25 protein-coding genes are annotated in these 26,629 nt (G+C 72.0%); 15 read left to right on the top strand and 10 right to left on the bottom strand.

Translation table 11 applies throughout. From position 1 onward, the window contains the following. The first annotated feature begins 163 nt into the window (after positions 1-163). The 3 genes from BJZ21_RS14885 to BJZ21_RS14875 all read left to right on the top strand — a co-directional run bounded on the left by BJZ21_RS14885 (position 164) and on the right by BJZ21_RS14875 (position 2,484). Positions 164-1,333, top strand: coding sequence for an endonuclease/exonuclease/phosphatase family protein (locus BJZ21_RS14885; protein WP_179664463.1), 1,170 nt, complete (start codon positions 164-166; stop codon positions 1,331-1,333). Positions 1,334-1,434: 101 nt separating this feature from the next. After that, positions 1,435-1,680, top strand: a complete 246-nt coding sequence (locus BJZ21_RS14880) for a hypothetical protein (protein WP_179664462.1) — start codon at positions 1,435-1,437, stop codon at positions 1,678-1,680. 63 nt (positions 1,681-1,743) lie between these two features. Continuing rightward, on the top strand, positions 1,744-2,484 hold the full coding sequence (locus tag BJZ21_RS14875; RefSeq protein ID WP_179664461.1) for a methyltransferase domain-containing protein: 741 nt from the start codon (positions 1,744-1,746) through the stop codon (positions 2,482-2,484). A gap of 20 nt (positions 2,485-2,504) precedes the next feature. Here BJZ21_RS14875 and BJZ21_RS14870 read toward each other — a convergent pair whose 3' ends face one another. The 5 genes from BJZ21_RS14870 to BJZ21_RS21465 all read right to left on the bottom strand — a co-directional run bounded on the left by BJZ21_RS14870 (position 2,505) and on the right by BJZ21_RS21465 (position 7,156). Then, positions 2,505-3,239: a FliA/WhiG family RNA polymerase sigma factor gene (locus tag BJZ21_RS14870; RefSeq protein WP_179664460.1), complete on the bottom strand. Its 735-nt coding sequence runs from the start codon at positions 3,237-3,239 to the stop codon at positions 2,505-2,507. Positions 3,240-3,311: 72 nt separating this feature from the next. Further along, positions 3,312-5,363, bottom strand: coding sequence for a peptidoglycan DD-metalloendopeptidase family protein (locus BJZ21_RS20640; RefSeq protein ID WP_218851507.1), 2,052 nt, complete (start codon positions 5,361-5,363; stop codon positions 3,312-3,314). Between the two features lie 50 nt (positions 5,364-5,413). Continuing rightward, positions 5,414-5,989, bottom strand: a complete 576-nt coding sequence (locus tag BJZ21_RS14860; protein WP_179664459.1) for a hypothetical protein — start codon at positions 5,987-5,989, stop codon at positions 5,414-5,416. A gap of 34 nt (positions 5,990-6,023) precedes the next feature. Beyond that, a complete protein-coding gene (locus BJZ21_RS14855; RefSeq protein ID WP_179664458.1) occupies positions 6,024-6,395 on the bottom strand; it encodes a hypothetical protein in 372 nt (123 codons plus the stop codon). Between the two features lie 323 nt (positions 6,396-6,718). Then, positions 6,719-7,156 (bottom strand): prepilin-type N-terminal cleavage/methylation domain-containing protein, encoded by a 438-nt coding sequence (locus BJZ21_RS21465; RefSeq protein WP_179664457.1) that lies wholly within the window; start codon positions 7,154-7,156, stop codon positions 6,719-6,721. A gap of 241 nt (positions 7,157-7,397) precedes the next feature. Here BJZ21_RS21465 and BJZ21_RS14845 point away from each other — a divergent pair, with 241 nt between their 5' ends. The 5 genes from BJZ21_RS14845 to BJZ21_RS21835 are packed head-to-tail and all read left to right on the top strand — an operon-like array spanning position 7,398 to position 12,585. Further along, the gene (locus BJZ21_RS14845; RefSeq protein WP_179665722.1) at positions 7,398-7,904 is read left to right on the top strand and encodes a GspH/FimT family pseudopilin; all 507 of its coding nucleotides are present in this window, start codon (positions 7,398-7,400) and stop codon (positions 7,902-7,904) included. Further along, on the top strand, positions 7,897-9,669 hold the full coding sequence (locus tag BJZ21_RS14840; protein ID WP_179664456.1) for a type IV pilus modification PilV family protein: 1,773 nt from the start codon (positions 7,897-7,899) through the stop codon (positions 9,667-9,669). The genes BJZ21_RS14845 and BJZ21_RS14840 overlap by 8 nt, the downstream gene beginning before the upstream one ends. Further along, positions 9,645-10,352 (top strand): PilW family protein, encoded by a 708-nt coding sequence (locus BJZ21_RS14835; RefSeq protein ID WP_425490517.1) that lies wholly within the window; start codon positions 9,645-9,647, stop codon positions 10,350-10,352. Before BJZ21_RS14840 ends, BJZ21_RS14835 begins: the two co-directional genes overlap by 25 nt. A gap of 10 nt (positions 10,353-10,362) precedes the next feature. After that, a complete protein-coding gene (locus tag BJZ21_RS14830; protein WP_179664454.1) occupies positions 10,363-11,760 on the top strand; it encodes a hypothetical protein in 1,398 nt (465 codons plus the stop codon). A gap of 15 nt (positions 11,761-11,775) precedes the next feature. Continuing rightward, positions 11,776-12,585: an HNH endonuclease signature motif containing protein gene (locus BJZ21_RS21835; RefSeq protein ID WP_343052158.1), complete on the top strand. Its 810-nt coding sequence runs from the start codon at positions 11,776-11,778 to the stop codon at positions 12,583-12,585. Between the two features lie 257 nt (positions 12,586-12,842). Here BJZ21_RS21835 and BJZ21_RS14820 read toward each other — a convergent pair whose 3' ends face one another. From BJZ21_RS14820 to BJZ21_RS14800, 5 genes are all read right to left on the bottom strand, one after another. Next, positions 12,843-14,063 (bottom strand): type II secretion system F family protein, encoded by a 1,221-nt coding sequence (locus BJZ21_RS14820; protein ID WP_179664453.1) that lies wholly within the window; start codon positions 14,061-14,063, stop codon positions 12,843-12,845. Positions 14,064-14,094: 31 nt separating this feature from the next. Continuing rightward, positions 14,095-15,477, bottom strand: coding sequence for a type IV pilus twitching motility protein PilT (locus tag BJZ21_RS14815; RefSeq protein WP_343052157.1), 1,383 nt, complete (start codon positions 15,475-15,477; stop codon positions 14,095-14,097). A 106-nt stretch (positions 15,478-15,583) separates the two neighbouring features. Continuing rightward, on the bottom strand, positions 15,584-17,269 hold the full coding sequence (locus BJZ21_RS14810) for a GspE/PulE family protein (protein WP_343052156.1): 1,686 nt from the start codon (positions 17,267-17,269) through the stop codon (positions 15,584-15,586). A 2-nt stretch (positions 17,270-17,271) separates the two neighbouring features. Next, the gene (locus BJZ21_RS14805; RefSeq protein WP_179664451.1) at positions 17,272-17,787 is read right to left on the bottom strand and encodes an RsiG family protein; all 516 of its coding nucleotides are present in this window, start codon (positions 17,785-17,787) and stop codon (positions 17,272-17,274) included. A gap of 4 nt (positions 17,788-17,791) precedes the next feature. Next, on the bottom strand, positions 17,792-18,892 hold the full coding sequence (locus tag BJZ21_RS14800; RefSeq protein WP_179664450.1) for a type IV pilus twitching motility protein PilT: 1,101 nt from the start codon (positions 18,890-18,892) through the stop codon (positions 17,792-17,794). Positions 18,893-19,115: 223 nt separating this feature from the next. On the opposite strand from BJZ21_RS14800, the gene pilM reads away from it, so the two are divergent. From pilM to BJZ21_RS14765, 7 genes are read left to right on the top strand one after another with little or no spacing between them, the layout of a single operon-like run. Continuing rightward, positions 19,116-20,279, top strand: a complete 1,164-nt coding sequence (pilM, locus tag BJZ21_RS14795; RefSeq protein ID WP_179664449.1) for a type IV pilus assembly protein PilM — start codon at positions 19,116-19,118, stop codon at positions 20,277-20,279. Beyond that, positions 20,276-21,076 carry a PilN domain-containing protein gene (locus BJZ21_RS14790; RefSeq protein ID WP_179664448.1) on the top strand — a complete coding sequence of 267 codons (801 nt, stop codon included), beginning with the start codon at positions 20,276-20,278 and terminating at the stop codon, positions 21,074-21,076. Before pilM ends, BJZ21_RS14790 begins: the two co-directional genes overlap by 4 nt. Further along, positions 21,076-21,711, top strand: coding sequence for a hypothetical protein (locus BJZ21_RS14785; RefSeq protein WP_179664447.1), 636 nt, complete (start codon positions 21,076-21,078; stop codon positions 21,709-21,711). The genes BJZ21_RS14790 and BJZ21_RS14785 overlap by 1 nt, the downstream gene beginning before the upstream one ends. 28 nt (positions 21,712-21,739) lie before the next feature. Next, a complete protein-coding gene (locus BJZ21_RS14780) occupies positions 21,740-23,101 on the top strand; it encodes a hypothetical protein (RefSeq protein WP_179664446.1) in 1,362 nt (453 codons plus the stop codon). Between the two features lie 18 nt (positions 23,102-23,119). Beyond that, the gene (locus BJZ21_RS14775; RefSeq protein WP_179664445.1) at positions 23,120-23,929 is read left to right on the top strand and encodes a hypothetical protein; all 810 of its coding nucleotides are present in this window, start codon (positions 23,120-23,122) and stop codon (positions 23,927-23,929) included. Further along, on the top strand, positions 23,929-24,747 hold the full coding sequence (locus BJZ21_RS14770) for a prepilin peptidase (protein WP_179664444.1): 819 nt from the start codon (positions 23,929-23,931) through the stop codon (positions 24,745-24,747). Before BJZ21_RS14775 ends, BJZ21_RS14770 begins: the two co-directional genes overlap by 1 nt. Before the next feature lie 16 nt (positions 24,748-24,763). Continuing rightward, a complete protein-coding gene (locus tag BJZ21_RS14765; RefSeq protein WP_179664443.1) occupies positions 24,764-26,497 on the top strand; it encodes a diguanylate cyclase domain-containing protein in 1,734 nt (577 codons plus the stop codon). Positions 26,498-26,629: the final 132 nt, after the last annotated feature.

Here is a 26,629-nt window from a genome sequence, read left to right as displayed (position 1 = left end):
TTGCGGCGGATCCCACCTGCGCTGTGGGACGGATCCGCCGCAAAGGCCGCAGCAGCGGCTGGTCCCCGGGCCGACGCCGTACGCCGGCGAGGTCCCCAACCGGGGGGATGCGTCGCGAGCGAACTCGAGGTGAGGGTGGGAGCACCCGACCCAGGAGACCCACATGTCGCTCCGGATCCGCGCCCGACTCGCCGCCGCCTGCCTCGTCACGCTGGGCCTCGCACTGGCCGGGCCCGCCACGCTCGATGCCGCCCAGGCCGGCGATCAACCCCACGGCCACCACCACGGGCACCACCACCGCCACCACGGACCCGGTCAGCTGGACGTGATGACCCAGAACCTCTACCTCGGCTCGCCGCTGACGCCGGCGCTGGCGGCGACCACCCCGGCGGAGTTCGTCGCGGCGGTGGCGCAGATCTACGGGACGATGGTCGCGACCGACTTCCCCAAGCGCGCCCAGGCGATCGCCGACACCATCGCCCACGAGCGGCCGGACCTGATCGGGCTCGAGGAGGTCAGCAAATGGACCGCGACGCCGCTGGTCGCCGGGGCGAACCCGCCCAGCTACGACTTCCTCGCGATCCTGCAGGCGGCGCTGGCCAAGCGCGGGCTGCACTACTCGGTCGCCGCGGTCTCCGACAACGCCGACATCGGCCCGGCGCCGCTGGTCGCGCCGGACTTCGGCTGCGGGGTGCCGACCTCGCCGACCACCCCGCAGTGCGTGGTGCGGCTGCAGGACCGCGACGTGGTCCTGGTCGACGACGCCACCCGGGGCCTCGCCGTCCGCGACTCGGCCAGCGGTGAGTACACCGCGCAGCAGACCTTCGCCCCGCCCGGCACGACCGAGCCGGTCTCGTTCGCCCGCGGGTGGGCCTACATCGACGCGTCGTACGTCGGGAAGCGGTTCCGCTTCCTGGTCACCCACCTGGAGACCGAGGACTTCCCGGCCGTGCAGGAGGCGCAGGCGAAGGAGTTCCTCGCCGGGCCGGCGCACACCCGCGGCACGGTGATCGCGGTCGGTGACTTCAACTCCGCGGCCGACCCGGCCACAACCACCCAGCCGACCGCGTCGTACTCGCTGCTGACGAAGTCGTGGTTCGACGACGCCTGGCTCGAGGCCGGCCACGGTCCGGGGCTGAGCTGCTGCCAGAACGGCACGCTCAGCAACCCGACCTCCCAGCTCAGCGAGCGCATCGACCTGGTGCTGCTGCACGGCCGGGTACGGGCCATCAATGCGCACCTCGTCGACGACCAGCCGATCTCGACGACGCCGCCGTTCTGGCCCTCCGACCACGCCGGTGTGGTCGCGCGGGTGCGGCTGCCGATCTGGTGACCGGGTGGGTTGAGTCGCGTCACATCCGCGGCGGACGGGACTATCCGCGCCGTCACGGGCGCTGGACAAGGTGGACACCCGCCCCCTGATCGAGGAGATCCATGTCCCGCCTGATCGACGACCTGAACGCGCTGCACGCCTCCTACGTCGAGACCATCAACGGTGCCGTCGCCGACGGTGACCTCGGCCGCGCCGAGGAGCTGGCCGCGGCCTACGACCGCGACGCGATCGTGATGATCGCCGAGCGCGAGGGCCGCACCGACCAGCTGCCGATCCGTCGCCCGACCACCCCCGACACCCCGCTGCGCCGGCTGGTCGCCCGGCTCGCCGCGCTGCGCGCCGCCTGAGCACCGCCGCCGGCCGCCCGCCGCCCCGCCCCGGCCACCGGCAGCCCGGCTAGGGTCGCGCCCGTGGTGGACCGCATCTTCGGGGACCGACGGCTGGCCGAGCTCTACGACGTCTTCGACCCCGACCGCAGCGACCTCGAGGTGTACGCCGACCTCCTCGCCGAGCTGGCCACCCGCAGCGTGCTGGACGTCGGCTGCGGCACCGGCACGTTCGCGCTGCTGCTGGCCGCCCGCGGGGTCGACGTGATCGGCGTCGACCCGGCCGGCGCGTCCCTCGACGTCGCCCGCGCCAAGGCAGGACGCAGCCCGGCCGCCCACCGGGTGCGCTGGCTGCACGGCGACGCGACCACGCTGCCGCCGCTGCAGGTCGACGCGGCCACGACGACCGCCAACGTCGCGCAGGTCTTCCTCACCGACGCCGACTGGGCCGCCACGCTGGCGGGGGTGCGCGCGGCGCTGCGACCCGGCGGGCACCTGGTCTTCGAGACCCGGGTGCCGCAGCGGCGCGCGTGGGAGGAGTGGACCCCCGAGCACACCCGGGTCCGCGCCGAGGTCGCAGGAGTGGGCGTGGTCGAGACCTGCTGCGAGCTGCTGGCGGTGGCGGAGCCGCTGGTGAGCTTCCGCTGGACCACGGTCTTCCACGCCGACGGGGCCACCGTCACCTCCGACTCCACGCTGCGGTTCCGCGAGCGCGACGAGGTCGAGACGTCGCTGGCCGACGCCGGCTTCGAGGTGGTCGAGGTGCGCGACGCCCCGGATCGGCCCGGGCGCGAGTGGGCGTTCGTGGCCCGGCGTACCGCCTGACGGGCGACGGACCGAGCGGATCAGCCGGCGGCGTCGAGCAGCTTGCGCCGCAGCGTCATGGTGGCCCGGCTGTGCAGCTGGCTGACCCGCGACTCGGTGACGCCGAGGACCTGGCCGATCTCGGCGAGCGTGAGCCGGTCCCAGTAGTAGAGCGCGACGACGATCTGGTCGCGCTCGGGCAGCTCGCGCACCGCGGCGAGGAAGCCGGCGGGGATGTCGTCGTCGCCGTCGGGCAGGTCGACCGCCGCGCGGGGGGTGTCCTCGTCGCCGAGGGTGGCGCCCTCGAAGCTGACCACGCTGGTGTGCGCGGTCTGGGAGTACATCGCGCGCAGTTCCTCGACGCTGATGCCGAGCTCGGCGGCGACCTCGGGGTCCTTCGGCGGCCGGCCGAGGCTGCGCTCGAGGCGGGCCTGGGCGGCGTCGATGTCGCGGATCTTCTCCCGCACCGAGCGCGGCACCCAGTCCGAGGCGCGCAGCCCGTCGACGATCGCGCCGCGGATGCGGGAGACCGCGTAGGTCTGGAACTGCAGGCCGCGCGCGGGGTCGAACTTGTCGATCGCGTCCATCAGCCCGATCACGCCGTCGGAGACCAGGTCGTTCTGGTCCACCGAGGACGGCAGCCCGGAGCGGACCCGGCCGGCGACGTACTTCACCAGCGGCGAGTACTGCAGCACCAGCCGGTCGCGGGCCTCGCGGTCACCGTTCTCCTTGAACCGTTGCCACAGCAGGTCGACGGAGTGGTCGATGGTCTCCAACGTCGTCCTCCCCCGCAGCGTGGTGGCGGTGCCGCCGGTCGGCGGGTTCCGGGGGTCAGGTTAGCCGAATCCTCAGCCCTCGTACTCGAAGTGCCACGGCTCCGGGCGGCTGCCGCCCGGCTCGGCCCACGACGGGTGGCGCCAGCCGTACGCCGGGCCGTGCGTCATCATCCACGCGTGCTCGGCGGTGTCGAAGCTCTCGATGCCGCCGCACAGGTCGACCGCGAGCCCCCAGCCGTGCACCGAGGTGCCGGGCGTGGCGGTGAGGTTGGGCTTGAGCACGTGCACCCGTTCCTGGCCCGCGCGGGAGCGGTAGGAGTCGGTGATGCAGAGCGGCGCGCCGTTGTCGGCCTCGAACTGCGCGCCCATCAGCCGGAACGCCACGGCCGCGTCGCAGCGCAGCTGCTGCACCCCGCCGGGGGTGGCGGCGCACAGCGCGTCGGCCGGCAGCTCGCCGTTCGTGTACGTCGGCCGCGGGACCTCCGGCACGTCGACCACCTGGGTGGGGTCGACCGGGATGCCGTCGAGCCGGACCTCGAAGTGCAGGTGCGGTCCGGTGGTGTTGCCGAGGTCGCCGACCAGCCCCACCGGGTCGCCGGCCTCGATCGTCTGGCCGGTGGTCACGTCGACGCGGGAGAGGTGGGCGTAGAGCGTCTCCACGCCGCCGCCGTGGTCGATCCGGACCAGGTTGCCGGCCCAGGACGGGTGCTCGACGGTCACGGTGCCGGGGCCGGCCGCGGCCACCGGCGTACCGATGGGGGCGGCGAAGTCCTGGCCGGTGTGTGCGCCCGAGGACCACAGCCCGCCGCCGTCGCCGAAGCCCGCGGAGATCCGGTAGCTGCCCGCCGCCATCGGCAGCGAGAGCGGTCCCGAGCCGTCGACGACCGGGATCGGGGTGGCCGGGCCGCAGACGCCGCCGGAGGGAGGCTGCGGGTTGTCGGTGGGGCTGGCCAGCGTGGCCCGGCGGACGCCGAGGAAGTGCGCCGGCAGCGGCTGGACGCCGGCGACGCCGGTGGCGGGGTCGGCGACGATGATCCGCTGCGCGCCGACGTAGACCGCGGTCTGCGCCAGGCCGTCGTGTTGGCCGCCGAGCACGACCACGTCGCCGGGCTGGACGGTGCTGCGGGGCACCGCGTGCAGGTCCTGCCACTGGCCGGTGGCGTCGGCGGGCAGGGTGGCCGAGGATCCCCAGGCGTTGGCGAGCAGGCCGCCGCAGGCGTACGTCGTGGCGTCGATGCCGTCGGGCACCGTCGACAGGCCGAGCCGGTGGAAGGCCTCGGAGACCGCGCGCACGGTCTCGCGGGGCAGCACGGTGACCGCGCGGCCGTCGCGGAGCCGGGCCTGCGCGACGCCAGGCACGGCGCGGTAGGACGTGTTGCGCAGCGGCTCGAGCGGCTTGTCCAGGTGGTGCGGGTCCTCGAGCTGCTTGGCGGCGGGCGGTACGACGGCGGCCGCGCCCAGGCTGTGCAGGTAGTGCGTCCACGCCCGCAGGGCCGCGCGGTTGCGGTGGTCCTGGTGGCCGGTCGCGTCGTACGCCGCCTGGAACTGCGCGTGGTCGATCGCGTCGGCGACGACCCGCTTGGCCGACCAGGTGGCCTCGAGGCGGTCCTGGTGCTGCTGGGCCTGCTCCCAGGTGAGCCGGTCCTGCTCGGTCCGGTCGATCGCCGCGTTGAGCGCCGCCTGGGCGGCGTCGGCGAGGGTGCGGGCGACCTCGGCGTTGTCGGCGGCCTCGGCGGCCTTGTCAAGGTCGGACTGGCCGGGGGAGAGCCAGTCGCCGAGCGACTGGATGATGCCGCCGTGGTCGTCGGCCACCGTCGCGCGCAGCCGGTCGGCGATCGCCGCGGCCGCCTTGGCGTTGGCGTTGAGGCGTTGGGTGTGGGCGCTCAGCGCCTCGACCTGCTGACGGCTCTGCACATAGGCGGCGTAGGCGTCGGCCACCTTCTGCTGGGTCGTCGCCGCCTTGGTCGAGGTGCTGGCGAGCGAGGTGAGGGTGCTCCCGCCGGTGCCGGCCAGGGCGGGGGAGGGGAGCGCGGTGGCGCCGACGGTGGCCAGCGAGAGCGCGGCCAGGGCAGCACGCACCCGCCAGCGGTGCGAGACCGGTGACGGGTGCGTGCGGCGGTTCATGTGCTCCTGCTCGTGGTGCCTGGTGGTTCGGGGTGCTGCGTGGTGGTGCGTCAGTCGTCGAGGAACGCGAGCTCCTGGAGCAGCGCGGCCCGGCGCTCGTTGGAGAGCGTCGCGACCTCGGGCTGGCGCGGCTCGATCGGCGCGGGCACCGGCACGATCGGCGGGACCTCGGCGAGCGTGGGCACGACCAGGGTCGGCGTCTCGAACTCGGGCTCGGGCTGCTCGGCGACCGGCACCTCGACCGCGGGAGCCGCCGTGGCGTCGCAGGTCTCGCCGCTCTCGTCCAGCGCCATGCCGGGGACCTCGATGCTGGGGAACTCGATCCCCGGCATCGGGATGCCGGCGGAGAAGTCGGGCATCGGGATCGAGGAGGGCCCGGTGGGCGCACCGTGGGCGGACACGCTGGGCTGTACGACGGAGAGCGTCGGCGCGGCCTGCGTCGAGAGCTGGGCGGCGTTCGCGGCCGCCTCGGCCTCGGCACGGGCAGCGAGCTCCGCCGTACGGCGCGAGGACTGCAGCCCCACCCCGAACACGGTGCGGATGACGGCGGCCATCTCGCGGATGGTCTGCTGGGCGGTGCCGGGCGTGAGCACCGGACCGGCCTGGTGGTTCGCAGCGATCGACATGACGTTCAGCTCCTCGAGAAAGCGGACGGGGGGATCATGAGACGTACGGGAGTGGGTCCACCGTGACGGTGGTGCTCACTCGTGCGAGAGGGGCGAGCCAGGAGAAGTGGTGGAACAGGATCGTGGGAGCGGTCTTGGTCCCGGTCAGCGTCACCTTGCCGCCGGGGTAGATGACGAACGAGGTGTCCTTGACGGTGATGCCGTGGCTCTCGGCATCACGCTCGGCCACGTGGAGGGCGACGACCGCCGCCTGCTGGTTGGTCGGCATCTTCTCCGCCACCGCGGCCGCCGCGTAGCCGGCGCCCCTCACGTCGTCGGGGGAGGACATCTTGGTCAGGAGAACCGAGCCGCCGTCGATCGCGAACAGCACGATCGCGGCAGTGACTAAGAACAGCAGTCCGCGCATGCTGACCAGCCGATAAGTCGACACGTTGCTGCTCCGTTCTGAGTTGCTCAGCTAGTCGATCGGCATTCTGCGGAGCAAAGTTGAGAGCGAATGGGAAAGGATTGAGGTGCAGTCGACCGGTGGTCGCATTGAGGAGACCTTGTCTGCGCCTTTTGGCGCGCGGCTCACGGTGCTGAAGGTTCAGGCGTGGCGATTTGGGTGGACTTATCCTCGTGGATCGGACTGTGAACGACGCGAGCCATAGGCTTCGGTGCACCGTTGAAACGACCCTAGGCGGTGGGTCGACTTGAGGTCGGCCCACCGCCGGATCGTGTGAAGGAGACTTAGAAGGAAGCGCAGGCGCCGCCGGGCTTGACGTTGGGCTTGTTGCTGAGACCGCCCGCGCTCGAGTCGTAGTAGAAAACACCGCCCGAGCCCTTGCTGCTCGTGCCCGAGATGCAGTAACCGTCACCGGCAGTCTTGATCACGTACGTGTTGTTGGTGGCGTCCGTTGCCCGGAAGTCCGTGAACGTCGACTGTGCGGCAGAGGTGCTGGCGGCGTTGGCGTAGCCCTGGTTGTCGACGTAGTACGTCTCCTCCAGATCGGCCAGTTGCTTGATGTCGGACTTGACGCCGGCGTCGACGCCCTTCTTCTGCTGGCTGAGGAAGATCGGGATGGCGATGGCGGCGAGGATGCCGATGATGATGATGACGACGAGGAGCTCGATCAGGGTGAAGCCCTGGTCCTTCTCCTTCATGGACTTCTGAAGTCGAGCGAGCATGTTGGATTCTCCTGTGGAGCTCGGTGGCTGCGCCTTCCCTGGGCAGTGCCAGAGCCTCAGCGCGACTTGTCGCTGAGAACTTCGGCCCCCGAGCGGTCCCGCTTTAGCCCCGGGTGAGAAAACTCCTCCGGACAGCGTGTTTGAGGGCGCGGTACTCAAGTGACACCGCCCCCACGCCGAAGACGACTCATGTAAGGGATCGCCCGCTCGGGGACGTCCGCCGGCTCCGATCGGAGGTCACATGTCGCCGCCTGTCCGCGACGCCGGCTTCACGCTCATTGAGGTGCTGGTGACCATCGCCCTGATGGGCGCCATGATGGCGATCGCGGTCACGGGCTTCTCCCACTACTCAGGAGCGCATGAGCAGGCAGGCACCGCGCGGTCCCTGCAGTCCGCGCTGCGCCAGGCCCAGCAGCGCGCCGTCACCGAGGGCCGGGCCATCTGCGTGAAGTTCGCAGACGGGGACTGGTCGGTGTGGCGCACGACGTGCGACGCCGCGACCGGACTGAAGCTCGACGGCCCCACGTCCACCGAGTCGACCAGTGTTCACCTGGACCCCAGCCACGACTCCGAACTGATCTTCACGCCGCGCGGGACGGCCACCTGGTCCTCGATCGGCACAGACCCGGTGGACGACGAGTGCGGCCACGTCCAGGCGTTCAAGCTGTGGGTGACACGCGACGGATCGACCAAGACCTACCGGCTCTGCGTGCCGGCGCTCACCGGCCGGGTGGAACTCAATGGCTGAGCCGAGAAACGGTATCCACCGGCGAGCGGGCGACGCCGGATTCACCCTGATCGAGGTCATCGTTGCCCTCGGCATCTTCGTCGTCATCGTCACCGCCCTCCTGCCGATGTTTGTCGGCGGCATCCGGTCGGTGGCGCAGGCCGACCACGAGGGAGTCGTCAAGGGACTGCTCCAGCAGGAGGTCGAGCAGCTGCGCGGCCTGCCGTACCGCGTGTCCCTCGGTGCCAGTGGCGACGGCACGGACGCGGACGTCGACCTGCTCGATCTCTACTACCCGAACGTCAGTGACCTGGCCCCGGTCAGCGTCACCTGTCCCGGAGTGGCGGGCTTCTCCATGAGTGACGTCCCCAGCTGGAAGGGGTACGTCGGGGCGGGTGCGCCGGCGGCGGCGCGGTGCTCGTTCGAGCCCCCGGGCGCCTTCTTCCGCACCGTCGTCACGAGGACGAACGCCCGGCTCGGACCGATCGCCATCGTGCGAGACCTACAGTTCCTCAGCGGGGGCACCCTCTCGTCGCCGACGCCGACCCCGAAGGCACCCAGCGCCACCTATGACAGCGCCCACGCCACGACCAACTACCCGCCTTCCACACAAGTCGGGGTGACGGTCAGCGTCGTCTTCACCGATCGCGGCACGACGAAGGTGCGCTCCCTGTTCAGCCAGATCGAGAAGCGCGACGCAGGACCGACGTTGGTGACCACGAAGGTGGACGCGCAGGCGGTCGAGATCAGCTCACTGGCCCCGGGGGGTGCCACCGAGTCGCTGTCTGGTGGCGGGGTCAGCCTGGCGGGGTCCGTGGGGGACATCAGCACCGCCAACGTCAGCCTCTCCGGGGTGGTGGCGCGCACCGCGACTGGCGACCCCACCACCAGCCAGTTCGCTTACGGCGCCGCTATGACCGTCTCCGCCCCACCCTCTGTGCCATCGCTGACGCCGGTCGACGTCACGCCGGTCTGGGGCGTGAGCGGCTGCACCGCCCTGCTCTGCTACGGCACCAGTCACACCGGCCCGGATTCCGGCGGCGGAGTGCTCACCGACGGCGGCCTGCCCAAGGCAGGCTCGAGCACCAGCCCGCTTCGTGCCGCGATCACAGACACCGGCGGAGACGCCCTGCGCTTCGACAACGTCGGCGCCTCGACGGCCGTGGGCGACCTGGCCAAGGTTGTGGTCCGGCTGGTCGGGACCGCGCCGGGCGCTTCGACGATCCCCGCCCCGACCGCGTGCCCCCAGGGTGCCGGCGCCTCGGCGCGCCTGTCGGGGGCCGGCTATCTGGACACCGTGCTCCACGACGGGTCCGAGACCTTGCGCGACACCGCGGCGTGCGCCTCGACGCGGTCCGCCGCTGTCGGCATCCTGCCCACTTCGTGGGCTCCGGACGGAGTGCTGAAGGTGACGATCAACCGATCGTTCGCGTGGTGCACCGTCACCGGCGGCGTGGCGAACGGCGGCATCGGGCTCAGCGCCACGGTGCAGGTGTCCAATGGAGACGGGACTTATCAGCCGGCCGTTCCGGCCCAGAACTTCGTCCTCGCGGACGCCAAGGTCTCGGATGCGAAGGGGATGGTCTCCAACTTCATCACCGGCTGGAGCTACGGCGCCGGTCAGACGCCGACCCCGACCGGCGGCCAGGTGAGGGCCGAGGTCCCGGGCATCCAGGTCACGACAGCGCCCACGCGCTATGAGGCTGACGGCACTACCAAGGACCTCGACTCATCGGTCGTCGTGACATTGGGCGCCGCCTCATGCAGCTCGGAGAGCACGTCGTGAGGCCGTGGACCGAGCGATCGCTGCGTCGCGACGCAGGCATGACGCTCATCGAGGTCCTCGTCGCCATGGGCATCTTCGGCGTCCTCGGCTCGCTCCTGCTCTCCTTCGGCATCGAGACCTCGCACATCACCGACGAGACCTCGAACTCCGTCGACCTCAACGAGGAGGCGCGGGTCGCGTTCGAGCGCCTTGCCCGGGACCTGCGCGACGCCGACCACGTCACCCAGGTCCTGCCGGACTCGTCGGGAAGTTGCGGCGCCGACGAGTTCGCCGGGGTGTCCTTCACCGAGGGCACGACCGAGGCTGCCGACGTGCCCCACGCCGTGTCGTACAAATGGGACACGGTCAATAAGCGGCTGATCCTCAGCGAGGCGATTCCGGACCCCGAGCAGCAGCCGATTCTTGCCGCGAAGGTGTCCCGGCTGTGCATCCAGCTCTGGAGCAGCCGATGGAGCCCGATCCCCGTCCAGCCGGACAAGGGAACCTCATGGGCCGAGCTCAACCCACCCAGCCCACCGAACCTGACCGACTGGTGGTGCACGGCCCAGCTAGCGGACGTGGACCGGGTCTCCTTGTCGATGACCGCCGAGATGCACGGACACGCGAGGACCTACACGACCGATGTGTTCCTCCGCAACGCCCGCATCGGAGAGGAGGCTGCTGATGGCTCCTACTGCCCGTAGAAGCTCCCAGGTGGTCGGCCACACGAGCCGCGACGAGGGCTCCGCGATCATCCTGGTGCTCATGGTCCTGGTGCTGGCCACTGCGCTGGGCACCACCCTCGCCGCGGTGACGCTGAACAACCTTCAGAGCGCACGCCGGTCCGACGAGGCGACGAAGGTGCTCAACGCCGCGGAGGCGGGTGTTTCCCAGGCAGTGACCTTCATGCGACAGAACGGCGTCGCCGCGCTTCGCTGCCGCGACACCGGCACCCCCGACAGCCCCAGCTGGACCGATTGCGGCACTGCGTACGGCCGGAGCAACCCGGTTGGGCCAGCCGGAGCCAGTGCCGGCGGCGCCCACTACTCCGCCTGGGTCGAGGAGGTCACGCGGCTCACTTCCTCCGTGGACCAAGGGGTCTACCGCGTGCACGCTGTCGGAACCCTCGCCCCGGGAGCTGTCGCCGACTGCGCGACGGTTGCCGCGGCCTGCCGCAGCATCACGGCCGAGGTCGTCGTGTCGAACTTCGACCTCAGGGGGGTCTACTCCAAGTCGATCGAGGGCAACAGCAGCGGCAACGCGACGATCAAGAACGAGAGCATCTTCACCACAGACTGCTTCCCGATGCGCGGACGTGCTTCGCTGTCGATCACCGGTTTTGACAGTGCCCACAACATCCCGGCCGGAGTGCACACCTCGGGGATCATCGTCAACGGTCCCGCCAGCCGCTGTAACGACTTGACCAAATCGATCCACCACAGCGGCCCGTGCAACCCAAGCTTTCCGTACGATCAGGACAGCCAGGGCGGCTCGCTCGGAGGAACGGGCTGCGAAGCGGGCACTGCCGCCTACCCCGGTGTCTACGGGGTCAAGAGCCCCGCCTCGGACGGTGTGTGGGGTTCGAAGATCGAGAGCCAACAAAGCATGCAGCAGGTCTTCGGTCTCGCCTACCCGCCCTTGACCGACGACGTGGTCGACAAACTCAAGGCCATCGCGGAGGAGGACGGCACGTTCAGGAGCACGAACACGTGGCCGACGCAGACGGTGGCGGCGGCCTCCCGTGGCGTGTTCTTCTTCGACCTGAGCGGCAAGACGGGGAATGCGGCCAAGCTCGACCTCGCCGGCCTGCCGTCGCCCTTCAATCAAGAGAGCGCCGCGTGCAACGGCCCGATCATCATCGTCAGGAATGGCAACGCGGTCATCTCTCCGAGCAACAGCGATGCAGTTGTCGGAGCGTCCGTCTTTCTGCTCTCGCCGGGGGGCGGCACCGGGATCGCAACGCTGAACGGCGGGCACCTGTATGGCGGGATCTTCGCGGAGGCGATCGACTTCAGCGGCAACACCTACCTCGAGCCTCCGACCTGCACTGACGGAGTGTTCAACGCCGCCCTGCTCGCGATCAGCATCAGGTCGTACTCGGAGGACGACTGAGTTGAGTCCGGGCTGATGCCCTCCGCCGCCAGCTCACTTGCACTGGCTGGCAGAGCATGTGGCGGCTCCGCGGATACAGCTCTGCGTCGGGTCGCCGAGACGCCGGCTCACGGCGGCTCACGGATCCTCAAGGCCGCCCTGCTGCCGTTGACCAAGCCCGCCCCCGCGATCGACCCCCGGAGACCCCGACAACCCGGAAGAGCAGGTGCAGGCCGACCCGCGGGATCACGGCACCCGGATGTGGGACGCCCTCGTCCAGGTCGCCCAGCACGCGCTGGCCGCCGATCTGCCGCCCGAGTGTCATGGGGCCCGGCCCAGGCTCGCGGTCCCGGGGGAACCGATGGCGGGGTCACCGAGGACGGTGGGCACCTCTCGCCCGGGGCGGTGCGGCGGCTGGCCTTTGATGCCGATGTGGTCCCCGTCGTGCTCGGCAGCCGGGGTCGGGTGTTGGACGTGGGCCTGGCCAACCGGCTGGTCACCGCCGCGCTGTGGACCGCGCTGGTCTGCCGGGATGCGCACTGCGCGTTCCCGGGTTGCACCCGGCCCCCGGTGATGTGCCAGGCCCATCACATCCATCACTGGGCCGACGGCGGCCCCACTGCACTGCCGAACCTGGTGCTGCTGTGTGCGGGCACCACCACCGGGTCCTCCACCAGACCCCGTGGCAGGTCCGCCTCGATCCCGCCGACGGGCGCCCGGAGTTCAGGCCCCCACCCAAACACGGCGTCGAGCAGGCGTGGCGCCGCAGCCGCCAGGAACGTCCCGCCCCAGGCGAGAAGCGCGAGGCCCCAACCGCGGACGACGCTTGCGGCGTGGGCCGGGTAGATCGTCGAGTGGATGCCGAACCAGCATCCGGTCACGGCGAGGCAGAGCGCCACGAGGAGGAGCTGGGCCAGCGGCCTGCAGCGACGGCCTGACGGCCAGAGCGACGAAGGCGCCCGTCACCACGACCGTGTAGAGGAGCCCCCAGCCGGTCTTGAGTAGGTAGCCGTCGTAGGAGCTGGGCGTCTGGACGATCGGCCAGAAGGCGAAGCCCCACCCCAGGGCAGACAGCGCGGCGATGCCTCGCGCCAAGGCGCCCCCTAACCGATCAGATCGAAGACCTTGAAGATCGGCATGTAGAGCGCCACGATCATCGACCCGACGACGGCGCCCAGGAAGGCGATCATGAGCGGCTCGATGAGGGCGGTCAACGACTCGGTCATCGCCTCGACCTCTTCGTCGTAGAACTCCGCGATCTTCTTCAGCATCTGGTCGATGGCCCCGGCTTCCTCGCCGGAGGCGATCATCTGCACCACCATCGGCGGGAAGACCGCATGCTCGGCCAGCGGGGCGGCGACGGACTCGCCGCGCCGTACCGACTCCTGCACCTGTGCCAGGGCGCGGGCGATGACGATCGAGCCCGTCGTCTCCGCGACGATGTCGAGCGACTGCAGGATCGGGACGCCGGAGGAGAGCAGGGTGCCGAGGTTGCGGGAGAAGCGGGTGAGCGCGAGCTTCTGGAAGAGCTTGCCGAAGACCGGCAGCTTCAGCTTCAGCGGGTCCACCACGTTGCGGACGCGTTCGGAACGGCCGAACTTCCGCCACCAGATCGTGAAGCCGATCATGGACACGATCCCGATCGGCATCAGGTACTTCATGGCACCCGAGAGCATCACCAGGATCTTCGTGGGCAGTGGCAGCTCGCCGCCGAGATCGCTGAACATCTTGCTGAAGACGGGCACCACGAAGATCAGCATGGCCGTGCACATCAGCATGGCGAGGATGAAGACGACGACCGGGTAGGTGAGCGCGGCCTTGATCTTGCCGCGCAGCCGGACGTCGGCCTCGAAGTTGTCGGCGATCTGGCGCATCGCGCTGTCCAGGAAGCCGCCCGCCTCACCGGCCTTGGTCATGTTCACCATCAGCGGTGGGAAGGTCTCGGGGAACTTCCCGAACGACGCCGAGAGGCTCAGGCCCGCCTCGACGTCGCCCTTGACCGCGCGCAGGATCCGGCGCAGCTCGGGGTTCTCGGACTGGTCGGCCATGATCGACAGCGCCCGGATCATCGTCAGGCCCGCGTCGATCATCGTGGCGAACTGGCGGGAGAAGACCGCGAGGTCCTTGGTCTTCACCCGCTTCTTCGGGCCGATGTTGATCTCGCGGTTCATGCCGGCGTTGGCGGCCTTGACCTCGAGGGGCACGTAGCCCATCGAGCGCAGCTTGTCGGCGACCGCGGCCTCCGAGGCCGCCTCGACCTTGCCCTCGACGAACTTGCCCGCGCCGTCGCGGACCTTGTAGGCGTACTGCGTCGCGGTGCTCACGGTCGTCTCCTGGGGTGGGGCACGGGAAAGGTCACTGCCAGCTGGGCCGCGCCGCCGACGAGCCCGCCAGGGTCTCGAAGTCCGCGCGGTTCGTGCACGCCTCGAGCCCTGCGGCGTAGGTGATCCGGCCGTTGCGCACCAGCGAGGCGAGGTGCGCGTTCAGCGTCTGCATGCCGTCCTTGGCGCCGGCCTGCAGGGCACCCTGGATCTGCTGCAGCTTGTCGTCGCGGATCATCGCGCGGATGCCGGTGTTGCAGACCATGATCTCCACCGCGGCCACCCGGGAGCGCTCGTCGGCGGTCTTGACCAGGGTCTGGCAGACCACGCCCTGCAGGGTCGCCGCGAGCTGGGTGCGCACCTGCTGCTGCTGGTCGGCCGGGAAGACGTCGACGATCCGGCTGATCGTGTCCTGCGCCGACTGGGTGTGCAGGGTCGCGAGCACCAGGTGGCCGGTCTCGGCGGCGGTCAGCGCCACCGAGATCGTCTCGAGGTCGCGGAGCTCGCCGACCAGGATCACGTCGGGGTCCTGGCGCAGCGCGTGCTTCAGCGCCGCCCGGAAGCCGTGGGTGTCACCGCCGACCTCGCGCTGGTTGACCAGGCAGCCGCGGTGCTCGTGCAGGAACTCGATCGGGTCCTCGACGGTCATGATGTGCCCGCGCCGGGTGCGGTTGATCTTGTCCAGCACCGCCGCCAGCGTCGTCGACTTGCCCGAGCCGGTCGGGCCGGTCACCAGTACCAGGCCGCGGGGGAGGCCGGCGAAGCCACCGACCACCTCGGGCATGCCGAGGTCCTCCAGCGAGATGATCTCCCACGGGATCACCCGCATCACCGCGCCGACCGCCTCACGCTGCTGGAAGACGTTGACACGGAACCGCGCGTGCCCCGGCACCGCGTAGGCGAAGTCGAGCTCGAGCTCCTCCTCGAAGACCTTGCGCTGCCGCTCGGTCATCACGCCGTAGATCGTGCGGCGCAGCTGCTCGCCGGTGAGCACCGGGTAGCCCGGGATCGGCTCCATCTCGCCGCGCACGCGCACCGTCGGCGGCGCGTCGGCGGTCAGGTGCAGGTCGGAGCCCTTCATGTGCAGCACCCGGATCAGCAGGTCGTCGAGCACCAGCCCGCCGCGGGTCGGCGGCAGCGACGCGTCCGGCTCCGCCACCGGCTGAGCGATCGGCTGCGCGGTCACCTGCGGCGCGACGTACGGCGTGGCCGCGTGCTGCGTCGGCACCGGGATCGACGCCGGCGGAGCCGCCTGCTGGGTCGCCGCCTGCGCGGGCGCAGCCGGAGGGGCCGCAACCGGAGGGGCCGCAGCCGGCGCGGCCGGGGCCGGGGCCGGGGCCGGTCGCTCCGCCTCCTTGGTGGCCGGCGGGTTGTTGGCGAACGACAGGCCGAAGCCCTGCTTGAGTACTTCGTTCACGGGTTGGCTCCTCCGAGCGGGGCGGTCGGGACTCGTCCACCCTGTTCATCGGCCACCCGTGGGCCCGCCTTGAGCCGTGCGCGCGGTCAACCAGCGCCGGCTCGCCTCAGGCGACGACCCGCAGGACCTCCTCGATCGAGGTCCGCCCGAGCAGCACCTTGCGCCAGCCGTCGAGCTTCAGCGCGGTCATGCCCTGGGCCTCCGCGGCCCGGGTGATCTCGTCGGTCGACGCGCGGGCGACGGTCAGCCGGGAGATCTCCTCGGTCACGCTCATCACCTCGTGCAGCGCGAGCCGGCCGCGGTAGCCGGTCCGGGAGCAGGCCGAGCAGCCGACCGCGCGGTGCAGCGTCGGCAGCGGCTCGTCGGGCTGCCACAGGAAGCCCACCCGCGTGAGCTCCTCCGGCTCGGGCGTGTAGGGCTCCTTGCAGCGCTCGCACAGCGAGCGGCACAGCCGCTGGGCCAGCACCGCGTCCAGCGCGGAGCCGACCAGGAACGGCTCGATGCCCATCTCCACCAGGCGGGTGACCGCCGACGGCGCGTCGTTGGTGTGCAGCGTGGAGAGCACCATGTGGCCGGTGAGCGCGGCCTCGACCGCGATCTGCGCGGTCTCGTGGTCGCGGATCTCGCCGATCAGCACGATGTCGGGGTCCGAGCGCAGGATCGAGCGCAGCGCGGAGGCGAAGGTGAGGCCGGCCTTGGCGTTGGTCTGCACCTGGTTGATGCCGGCCAGGCGGTACTCCACCGGGTCCTCGACGGTGATCACGTTCACCTCGGGCCGGTTCAGCTGGTTCAGCGTGGCGTAGAGCGTGGTCGACTTGCCCGACCCGGTCGGCCCGGTGGCCAGGATCATCCCGTAGGGCTTGGAGTAGGACTCGGAGTAGCGGTTGAAGTTGTCCTCGCTGAAGCCGAGGTCCTGCAGGTCGAGCTGGGTGTTGGTGTTGTCGAGGATCCGCGCGACGACCTTCTCGCCCCACACCGTGGGCAGCGTCGCGACCCGCAGGTCGATGCGCCGGCCCTGGTGGTTGACCGACATCCGGCCGTCCTGGGGCACCCGCCGCTCGGCGATGTTCATGTCCGCCATGATCTTCAGCCGCGAGGTCACGCCGTTCTGGATGTTCTTGGGGGAGTGGTGGGCGTCCTTGAGCACGCCGTCGATGCGGTAGCGCACCCGCAGCTCGCGCTCGGTGGGCTCGATGTGGATGTCGGAGGCGCGGTCGGAGATCGCCTGGCTGATCAGCAGGTTGACGAACCGGACCACCGGCGCCTCGTCGGAGACCTCGGTGAAGTTCGTGAGGTCCTCGGCCTCCTCGTCCGCGGTCAGGTTGGAGGTAAGGTCGTGCAGCTCGCCCTCGGCCCGGTAGACCTGGTTGAGCTTCGCGTTGATCTCCTGGCGGCCGGCGATCGCGAAGCGCACCCGGCGCTGGGTCATCCGGCTCAGGTCGTCCTTGAGCTCGATGTTGCCGGCCTGGCGGATGCTCACCGCGACCACCAGCTCGCCGTTCTCCATCCGCAGCGGCAGCACGCTGGAGCGGCGGGCGAAGTCGCCGGGCAGCAGCGAGGCAGCGCCCATGTCCACGGCGTACTCGGCGAGGTCGACCCACTCCAGCCCCGCGGAGGCGGCGGCGGTGCGGACCACGTCGGTCTTGTCCACGGTGCCGTTCTGCAGCAGCACCTCCAGCACGCTCAGGGAGCGCTGGTCGGCGACCTGCTCGGCCTCCTCGACCTGGGCGGTGGTCACCAGCCCGGCGTGCAGCAGCGTCTGGACGGTCTCGCGAGAGGCTTGAGGGACCACGGTCACTCCTTCGGGATGATGGCGAGCGCCGCGCGAGGGTCCTCGCGGTAGCGCAGGATGAGCTCCCGAGTGGCTTCGTCGATGTGCTCGTGCAGGGCACGGCGGTACGTCGTGAGCTGCTGCTCGGCGACCCGCAGCCGCTCCAGGGCGTCCGCGACCTGGCCCGGGTCGTGCGGGTCGACCTCGGTCACCCACATCTCGCTGAGCACCGGCAGGTCCGGCAGCGGGTCGGCCGCCCGGAACCGCACCAGCGCGCGCCGGCTCTGCCCCGACCCGGTGTCCCCGAGCACCCGGACCAGGTCCTCGACGGCGAGCGGCGTGCTGGTGTGGGACTCGGCCTCGAGCACGTCGAGCCGGGCGTGCACCAGGCGCCGCCAGTAGGAGACCTTCTCCTCCTCGGCCTCCAGGCCGTGGCGGTAGTCGCGCAGCTGCTGGAGCTCCAGCCCGGCGAGGTCGGGCGACGGCACCGTCGAGGTGACCGAGCGGCGGCGGGTGTCGGAGGCGGGCTTGGCGTTCACGGCCTCACACGCTCTCGTCGACCAGCGCGGGGTCGACCCCCGCGCGCTTGAGCATCACCGAGAAGTCGTGGGTGTTGGAGCTGGCCAGCTTCGCGTCCTGGATCGAGATGGTGCCGTCGAGCACCAGTCGGACCAGGTGCTGGTCGAAGGTCTGCATCCCCGAGTAGCCGCCCGAGGCGACGATGTCGTTGATCGAGTCGGTCTTGTCCGGGTCGGCGATCGCCTCGGCCAGCCGCGGGGTGTTGGTGGCGATCTCCATGATCACCGTGCGCCCGTTGCCGTCCGCGGTCGGCACCAGCCGCTGGCAGACGATGCCGCGCAGCGAGGTGGCCAGCCCGAGCCGCACCTGCTTCTGCTCGTGCGGCGGGAAGAAGTCGATGATCCGGTTGACGGTCTCGCGCGCGTCGGTGGTGTGCAGCGTCGACATCACGAAGTGGCCGGTCTCGGCGGCGGACAGGCCGGCCTTGACGGTGTTGGAGTCCCGCATCTCGCCGATCAGGATCACGTCGGGGTCCTGGCGCATCGCGGCGCGCAGCGCCACCGCCCAGTCGGCGGTGTCGGTGCCGAGCTCGCGCTGGTTGACGCTGGCCATCTTGTCCTTGTGCACGACCTCGATCGGGTCCTCGACGGTGAGGATGTGCACCGCCCGGCTTTCGTTGATCGCATCGACCATCGCCGAGAGCGTGGTGGTCTTGCCCGAGCCGGTGGGCCCGGTGACCAGCACCAGTCCGCGCGGCTCGAGCGAGAGCTGGCGGATCACGTCGGGCAGCCCCAGGTCGTTCAGCGACATCGGGTTCGCGCTGACCAGGCGGAGCACGCAGCCCGCCGTACCGCGGGCCCGGAAGGCGTTGACCCGGAAGCGACCGATCCCGGCGACCGAGAGCGCGTAGTCGGCCTCGTTGGTGGCGTCGAACTGGGCGGCCACCTCGTCGGACATGGTCTCGCGGATCAGCACGTTGGTCGCGGCCGCGGTCATCGGCGGCACCTGCAGCGGCACCAGGGTGCCGGAGATGCGGATCTTCGGGGGGCTGCCGACCTTGATGTGCAGGTCGGAGCCGTGGTTGGCCACGACGGCCTGCAGGTAGGGGGAGATCTGGAGAGTCAAGGGTGGTGCCTTCCGGGGGTGGCGGTCGAGGTGCCCGCGACAGATGACTCGACGGTGCTCTGTGTACCACGGTTCCCACCGGTTGCGTGAGCAACTTCCGACGAATGGCGCCCCACTGGTCAGCGGCTCGGGAAATACACCCGGGGCCGTCAAGTAGCCGCCCCGCCACGCCGATGAATCCGTCGTACCGAACTGATCGCCCACTACCGCCTGCGAGGTCTTGATGGCACGCACCCTGGTCGGACTGGACATCGGCAGCACCGGGGTCCGGGCAGCCGAGTTCGTCCCCGGCCGGCGTCGCTCCACGCTGCGCCGCTTCGCGTCGGTGCCGCTGGCGCCGGGCGTCGTGCGCGCCGGCACCGTGGTCGACGGAGAGGCGCTGAGCGCCGCGCTCAAGGAGCTGTGGTCGGCCGGCAAGTTCGGCACCAAGGACATCAGCCTCGCGGTCGCCAACTCCGGCGTGATGGTCCGCCAGATGGCGCTGGACTGGATGCCGGCCAAGGACTTCCGCCAGGCGCTGCGGTTCCAGGTTCAAGACGCGCTGCCGATGCCGGTGGACGACGCGAACCTGGACTACCACCTGCTCGACGAGGTCGAGGAGGACGAAGGCGAGGGGAGCCCGCGCCGGATGAACCGAATCCTGCTCGTCGCGGCCGCCCGCGAGGTCGTCGACCCGTTCGTCGACGCCGCCGGCGCCGCGGGCCTGCGCACCCAGAGCGTGGACCTGCTGCCGTTCGCGCTGGTCCGGGCCCGGACCAGCGGCGGCCTGGACCCCGAGGGCGAGGCCGAGGCGATCGTCGACATCGGCGCCGACGTGGTCACGGTCGTCGTGCACGCCGGTGGCGCGCCGCGCTACGTGCGGATCATCCCCGGCGTCGGCGGCGACTCGATCACCCAGGCGGTCATGCACCGCTACCAGTGGACCTGGGAGGACGCGGAGCGGACCAAGGTCTTCGTCGGGCTGCCCGGCCACGCCCACCTCGACGAGTCGCAGCGCGCGGCGATGCCGGTGCGCGACGACGGGCTCGACCACCCCGCCCAGCAGGTGGTCGGCGAGGCGGCCGCGGACCTGGTCGCCGAGATCAGCACCACGCTGGACTTCTACCGCGACTCCGCCCGCGAGTCGGCCCGGGAGTCGGCCAGGGAGTCGGCCGGCGAGCCCCTGAGCCCCGACGAGCCCCCGGTCGAGGTCTCCCGGGTGGTACTGACCGGCTCCGGCGCCCGGCTGGGCGGCCTGAGCGAGCTAATCGAGGAGCGGGTCGGCCTTCCGGTGGAGTGGCACGACCCGATGGTCCGGGTGAAGGCGGCGCGCAGCGCCCGGCTGTCCCCGGAGGACCGGTCCGCGCTGGCCGTGGCCGCCGGGCTGTGCGCGGGGGTGTCGCGATGAAGCTGACCCGCGAGAAGGCCCACCCGCGGCCCGGACTCCCCACGGTCAACCTGCTCTCCCAGTCACAGTTCGACCGGCTGGCGGTGCGCCGCCTGCGCAAGCGGTTCGCCGCGGGCGCGGTCGCGCTGGTGCTCGTCGCCGGCGCCGGCTGGTTCGTCCAGCACACCCGGGTCGCGGACCAGCAGAAGCTGGTCGCTGTCGAGCAGGCGCAGACCAGCCGGCTCAGCGCCGAGACCAGGACCCTGACCACCATCCGCACGTTCGTCACCGGCGTGGCCGCCCAGCAGCAGACGATCTCCACGACGATGGCCCACGAGATCTACTTCTCCAAGGTCCTCGAGGGCATCCGGCAGGCCAGCCCGTCGGGCACCGACCTGCAGTCGATCGCGGTCACGCTGGCCGCCGACCCCGCCGCCGGTGCCACCGGCGGCTCGGTGTGCCCCGGCCCGGACCCGTTCAAGACCGAGACGCTGGTCGGCTGCGTGACCCTGTCCGGCACCGCAGTGAGCCGTGCCGAGGTCGGTGACCTGGTCACCACGCTCGGCGGCATGGACCTGTTCGTGGAGCCGTTCATCTCCACGACCACCACCGGCGACCAGACCTCGGTCTCGTTCAGCGGCTCGGTCGGCCTCTCGGAGAAGGTCTACAGCAACCGCTACGCACCCGCCGCGGCGAAGCCGGCCGACGGCACCGACGGCACCGACGGCACGGGCAGCACCGACGGTGCCGACAGCAGCGCCGGCACGAGCGACTCGACGAACACCACGGCCGCCGCGGACGCGGGAGGTGAGTCCTGATGGACCTCAGCACGCCCAACGCGACCAAGGTCGTCGGCGGCCTCTCGCTGCTCGTGGTCGCCGCCGCGAGCTGGATGCTGGCCGTCGGCCCGGAGACCGGCAAGCTCGCCGACGCCCGCGCCGAGGTGGATTCGGCCCGCCAGCAGAACACCGTGCTGGCCCAGCAGCTCACCCAGCTCCAGCAGCAGCGCAGCCAGGTCGCCGCGACCCGTCGTACGGCGCGCAAGCTGGCCCTGAAGTTCCCGCCCACGGCCGACCAGCCGGGGCTCTTCCAGCAGGTCACCGACGCCGCGGTCGCCGCGGGCATCGGCCCCAAGGGCGTCACCACGCTCGCGCCGAGCCCGCCGGTGATCGGCGGGACCGAGAACGGCGTGCCGGCGGTGCCGCCCGCGGGCGGCTCGCACCTGCTGGCCAGCCAGACCGTGTCGGTCTCGGTCACCGGCACCTACGACCAGACCCAGCAGCTGCTCGAGAACCTCGAGCACATGCCACGGGCCTATCTGATCAACTCCGTGAGCCTCTCGGGCGGTGGGACCGACGGGGCGTTCACGACCACCATCGCGGGCCAGATGTTCGTCATGCCGCCGGTCCCGGACCCCGGCAAGACGATCAACATGAACGCGACGACCAACTAGCACCAGTGCCATGACCGGGGGGAAACCGATGACTACGACGACGCAGGCAGGGCTGGTCCTCGCCTTGCTCGCCATGCTCGTGCTGCTGCTCGGCCTGAGCCGACGCCAGCGCCGGCTGCGGGCCGAGGCGGCCCAGGGGGAGGGGTACGGCGAGTCCGCCGTGCCGGCCGACCCGCGCGACGAGCAGCAGGACGCGCAGCAGGACCAGCACGATGAGCCCGAGCAGCACGAGCCCGCGCGGGCCGCGACGTCCGACGAGTCGGCCACCGCGGTGCTCGCCGCCGTGCCGGCCGCGGCGGACGAGCCCGTCGCCGAGGAGCCCGTCGCGACGGCCGACGCCCAGGACGACCTGGACGAGCGCCTCGAGGAGGACTCGATCGCCGAGCCGCCGGCCGAGGTGCCGTCCGAGGCGGCCGCCCCGGCGCAGCGCCGACGCGGGCTGTTCCGACGCCGCAAGGCCGTGCCGGAGCCCGACTTCGGCGACCTGCCGCCGCTCGTGGTGGCGCAGGAGGCCGACGACCAGCCCGCCGACGAGGCGAGTCCCGAGGCGGTCGAGGCGACTGCCGACGAGCCGGCCGACGCCGAGGTGCGCGAGGGCGAGACCCGCGAGCAGGCCGAGCTGCGCACGCTGCGCGAGCAGCTGCGCGCGCTGGAGCAGGTGGTCCAGGAGCAGGCCAGCGAGCCGCCGACCGCCGCGTTGGCCCGGGTCGAGCAGGCGGCCGCCGAGCAGTCGGCGGCGTACCTGCGCCAGGTCTCGATGGTCGTGCAGGGCCTGGCTGCCCACGTGCCGCACGAGGAGCACCCGCAGCGCACGCTGGCCCGGGTCGCCGCCGCGGTGGAGCGACTCGGCGTGCCGAACACCATGCGCCGCCCGGTCCTGCCGGTGACCACGCAGCCGCCGACCAGGCGCGCGCCGAGCCACCGCCGCGAGGTGCCGGAGCTCGAGGGCCCGGCGTCCGGAGCCCCGGAGTCCGGAGCCGCGACCGAGGGGCAGGTGCCCGAGGCCCCCGCCGCGTACGAGCCGGACACCGTCGTCGACGTGTTCAGCAACCTCGACATCGCTGGCGAGGAGTACCACCGGACCCCGCCCTCGGCGGCGCCCACGACCTGGGCCGCCGAGCCGGTGGTCGACGAGACCGTGTCGCTCGACGAGGCCCCGCTCACGCACGCCCTGCTGACCGAGGACCCGCCGGTCGAGCAGGCCCACGGCGCGGTGGGCTTCGACCAGTCGTCCGCAGCCGCGGAGCTGTCCGGCGGCCTGCCCGGCGGCCTCGACGACCTGGTGATCCCGCCGCCGCTTGACGAGCCCGAGCTCGTGCTGCCCGTCCCCCCGCCCGCCGTCATCGCCCTGGACTCCCGTCGCCGGGGTCGCCGCCGCTCGTCCACCTGATCTCGAGGAGATGGACCCATGACCATGGTCACCGACCCCGACACCCCCGACGTCCCGGAGCGCCACAGCGTCCCGGAGCGGTTGGTGCGTCTGGCCGACCGCTACGCCGCCGAGGGCGACGTCCGCCGCGCGCAGATCGCGGCGTGGGCCGCCGACGTCTACGTGCTCGAGGAGCTGCTGTGGGAGAACGGCCTCGCCGAGGCCGCCGACCCCGTCGCCCAGCTCGCGGCCGTGGGCGAGGCGGTCGCGTCCGCGCTGGAGACCCTGGCCGACGGCACCACCGGTGAGCTGACGCCCCGCGCGGTCGCCGAGGCGGCCCGCTGGGCGATGGTCTCGACGTTCGACGAGTCCGTGCACGAGGTGCTCCTCGCGCAGCTGCCCGCGCTCGACGGGCTGGACGCGCTCGACCCGCAGACCACGGCGCCGCGACCGCCGCGCAAGGAGCATCCGGCCCTGGCCCGGCTGGACGGGCGCTGCCCCGAGGACCTGGTCGCCGAGCTGCGCGAGGCCGCCGCGGACTGCCTGCACGTCGGCGAGGTGATGCTCGTCGAGGGCGAGGAGACCGCGGCCGGCCGGATGGCCCACCAGGCCGACGTCGCGACGTTCGAGGCCTACCTGATCGCGGCCGCGCTGCACGCCGGGGACCACGACCTCGCCACCGTCGACCTGCGCTGGGACCTCGCCGGCGACCTCGACCCCGACGCGTTCACCGCGGGCAACGACCGCGGCGACGTGTTCGCGACGCTGCGCCGCGAGCTGATCTCGCTGGTCGGCTCGGCGGAGATGGAGACGCTCTGGCGCTCCTTCGAGTCCGCGGACGGCCCGTGATGGACACCTGGTCCACCGCGACCGACGCGCTGCCGGCGGCCGTCGTCTCGTCGTTCCTCGGCGTGCTGGGGCTGCTCATCGGCTCGTTCCTCAACGTGGTCGTGCACCGGGTGCCGGCCGGCCTGTCGCTGGTCTCCCCGGGCTCGGCCTGCCCGGCCTGCGCCCACCCGGTCCGGCCGCGCGACAACGTGCCGGTCGTCTCGTGGCTGGTGCTGCGCGGCCGCTGCCGTGACTGTGCGGCGCCGATCTCGATCCGCTACCCGACGGTGGAGCTAGCCACCGGCCTGCTGTTCGCGCTCACCGGCTGGCGGTTCGGCGCGTCGCCCTTCACCGGGGCGGCCCTGGTCGTGGTCGCCGCCGGCGTGGCGCTGTTCCTCATCGACCTCGAGCACCGCCGGCTGCCGTTCGCCGTCACCGGTGCCGCGGCCGCCGGCACGGTCATCGCGCTGGTGGTCGACGTCGTGCTGCACGGCCCGGGCCTGCTGCCCACGGCCCTGCTCTCCACCGGGCTCTGGCTCGTCGTGTACGGCGGGATCTGGCTGCTGACCCTGGGCCGGGGCATGGGCCTGGGCGACGTGGCCCTCGCCCCGGTGCTGGGCCTCGCGCTGGGCTGGCTCGGTTGGGGCCCGAGCGTGGTCGGGCTGGCACTGGGTTTCGGCATCGGCGCGGTGGTCGGCGTGCTGCTGATCGCCAGCGGCCGCAGCCGGGTCGGCATGCGGGTGCCGCACGGCCCGTTCCTGCTCAGCGGCGCGGCCGTGGGCATGTTCGCCGGCGCGCCGCTGTGGCACGGCTATCTCGGCCTCGTCGGCCTGGCCTGACGCGGGAGATCTCGGGATGGACGACCTGGAGACCCGCCGGCTGCGGCGTACCCTCACACCGACGGCCGTGACCGCCGCGCCGGTCGCCGCGACCGGCGTGAGCGCCGCGCCGGCCGCTACGACCACCGCGACCGGCGTGACCGCGGCCGCCCCGGCCCCCGTGGTCTGCGGGCCGTGGACCGCGTGCACGCTCTCGCTGGGTCTCGACGGCACGATCCTCGCCGCGGGCAGCGGGGCCCGCGAGGTGCTCGGCTGGGCGCCGGAGGACCTGCCGGGCAGCCACGTCCGCGGGCTGGTCCCGCAGCTGGCCGCGGAGCTCGGCGAGCGGCACCTCGACGCGCTGCTGGCCGACGGCGAGGTCGCGATGCTCGTCGAGGAGGGGCTGGCCCGCGACGGGCGGGCGTTCACCGCGTCGATCAGCCTGGGCGCCGAGCGGGGCCCCGCCGGTGAGCTCACCGGCGTGACCGCGGTCGTGCGTGACGTCTCCGCCGAGCTGGGGCGCGGCACCGGCGAGCGGGCCGGCGAGCGGGCCGGCGAGCAGGCCGTGGTGGTCACCGACGCCGACCTGTCGATCGCCTACGCCGCGCGCGCCGCCTCGCAGCTGCTGGGCTACGAGCCGGAGGAGCTGCTGGCCCGCGGCGTGCTGCAGCTCGTGCACGTCGCCGACCAGCCGGTCGTGACCGCGGCGGTGGACCGGGCGCTGGCGGACCCGGACCGCGACGAGCGGTTCCTCGCCCGCATCCACGACAAGGCCCGCCGCTGGCGATGGGTGGAGGGCACGGTCACCAACCTCCTCGACGACCCCGACGTGCTCGGGCTGGTGGTCGCGTTGCGCGACGTCACCGACCGGGTGCGCAGCCGCGAGGCGCTGCGCCTCTCGCGGGCCCTGCACCGGGCGCGGGTGGAGGCCGCCGAGGAGGGCATCGTGGTGGCCGGGGAGGACGGCGTCGCGAGGTACGCCAACGCGGCGGCCTCCCGGCTGCTGGGCATCCCCGCCGAGCAGCTCTACGGCGTCGACCTCGACGGGCTGCTGGACCAGCCGCCCGCGGGCGGCCCGGTGCCCGTGCCGCGCGCGCACGGCGAGGTGTCACCCCGCGAGATCGGCTACGCGCACCCGGACGGCACGCACCGGATCTTCGAGGTCACCCGCGACGCCCTCGGCGACGACGAGCCCGACGGTGCCGGCTGGCTGGTCACGGTCGCCGACGTCACCGAGCGGCGCCGCTCCGAGCGGGCGCTGCGCCACCGCGCGCTCTACGACCAGCTCACCGGCCTGCCGAACCGCTACCTGCTGCGCGACCGGCTGGAGATGGCCGCGGCCCGCCAGCAGCGCGCGGGCGGCCACGGGACCGCGGTGATCTTCCTCGACCTCGACCGGTTCAAGGCGGTCAACGACACCCGCGGGCACGCCGCCGGCGACCAGCTGCTGCGCCAGGTGGCCAGCCGGCTCGGCGCGGTGGTCCGGGCCACCGACACCGTCTGCCGGCTCGGCGGCGACGAGTTCGTGGTGGTCTGCGAGGACATCGACGGGCCCGGCGCCGAGTCGGTCGTGGAGCGGGTGCGCACCGCGCTGCGTCGTCCGTACGACGTGGCCGGCGGCCCGGTCGAGGTCGGCGCCAGCATCGGCGTCGCGCTCTCGCCGCCGCATCCGCTCGACGAGCTGGTGCACCTCGCCGACCTCGCGATGTACCGCGCCAAGCACCGCGACGGCGACCGGACCGGGCCCGCCGGACCCGACGACCAGCGCTGACCGAGGCCGCGGACCGGCTTCCGCAGCCCGGTCTCCGCGGCCCGCCCTGGCGACCGGTCTCGCGGGTGCAGGGATCCCCGGCCAGCCGGGGATCCCCTCGGTTGGGGGCCGTTGCAACGCCCATCAAGCGAG

This window comes from Nocardioides panaciterrulae, assembly GCF_013409645.1.
Classification (GTDB): Bacteria; Actinomycetota; Actinomycetes; order Propionibacteriales; family Nocardioidaceae; genus Nocardioides; species Nocardioides panaciterrulae.
Note: the sequence above shows the minus strand (reverse complement) of the source record. Positions and strands in the feature narration are given on the sequence as shown.

What these genes read in the sequence shown, in the direction of transcription:
- pilM (WP_179664449.1), top strand. Translation starts at nt 19,116, where the DNA reads ATGGCACGCACCCTGGTCGGACTGGACATCGGCAGCACCGGGGTCCGG.
- BJZ21_RS14835 (WP_425490517.1), top strand. Translation starts at nt 9,645, where the DNA reads ATGCAGCTCGGAGAGCACGTCGTGAGGCCGTGGACCGAGCGATCGCTG.
- BJZ21_RS21465 (WP_179664457.1), bottom strand. Translation starts at nt 7,156, where the DNA reads ATGCTCGCTCGACTTCAGAAGTCCATGAAGGAGAAGGACCAGGGCTTC.
- BJZ21_RS14885 (WP_179664463.1), top strand. Translation starts at nt 164, where the DNA reads ATGTCGCTCCGGATCCGCGCCCGACTCGCCGCCGCCTGCCTCGTCACG.
- BJZ21_RS14770 (WP_179664444.1), top strand. Translation starts at nt 23,929, where the DNA reads ATGGACACCTGGTCCACCGCGACCGACGCGCTGCCGGCGGCCGTCGTC.
- BJZ21_RS14790 (WP_179664448.1), top strand. Translation starts at nt 20,276, where the DNA reads ATGAAGCTGACCCGCGAGAAGGCCCACCCGCGGCCCGGACTCCCCACG.
- BJZ21_RS14855 (WP_179664458.1), bottom strand. Translation starts at nt 6,395, where the DNA reads ATGCGCGGACTGCTGTTCTTAGTCACTGCCGCGATCGTGCTGTTCGCG.
- BJZ21_RS14860 (WP_179664459.1), bottom strand. Translation starts at nt 5,989, where the DNA reads ATGTCGATCGCTGCGAACCACCAGGCCGGTCCGGTGCTCACGCCCGGC.
- BJZ21_RS14785 (WP_179664447.1), top strand. Translation starts at nt 21,076, where the DNA reads ATGGACCTCAGCACGCCCAACGCGACCAAGGTCGTCGGCGGCCTCTCG.
- BJZ21_RS14880 (WP_179664462.1), top strand. Translation starts at nt 1,435, where the DNA reads ATGTCCCGCCTGATCGACGACCTGAACGCGCTGCACGCCTCCTACGTC.
- BJZ21_RS20640 (WP_218851507.1), bottom strand. Translation starts at nt 5,363, where the DNA reads ATGAACCGCCGCACGCACCCGTCACCGGTCTCGCACCGCTGGCGGGTG.
- BJZ21_RS14845 (WP_179665722.1), top strand. Translation starts at nt 7,398, where the DNA reads ATGTCGCCGCCTGTCCGCGACGCCGGCTTCACGCTCATTGAGGTGCTG.
- BJZ21_RS21835 (WP_343052158.1), top strand. Translation starts at nt 11,776, where the DNA reads ATGCCCTCCGCCGCCAGCTCACTTGCACTGGCTGGCAGAGCATGTGGC.
- BJZ21_RS14780 (WP_179664446.1), top strand. Translation starts at nt 21,740, where the DNA reads ATGACTACGACGACGCAGGCAGGGCTGGTCCTCGCCTTGCTCGCCATG.
- BJZ21_RS14840 (WP_179664456.1), top strand. Translation starts at nt 7,897, where the DNA reads ATGGCTGAGCCGAGAAACGGTATCCACCGGCGAGCGGGCGACGCCGGA.
- BJZ21_RS14765 (WP_179664443.1), top strand. Translation starts at nt 24,764, where the DNA reads ATGGACGACCTGGAGACCCGCCGGCTGCGGCGTACCCTCACACCGACG.
- BJZ21_RS14775 (WP_179664445.1), top strand. Translation starts at nt 23,120, where the DNA reads ATGACCATGGTCACCGACCCCGACACCCCCGACGTCCCGGAGCGCCAC.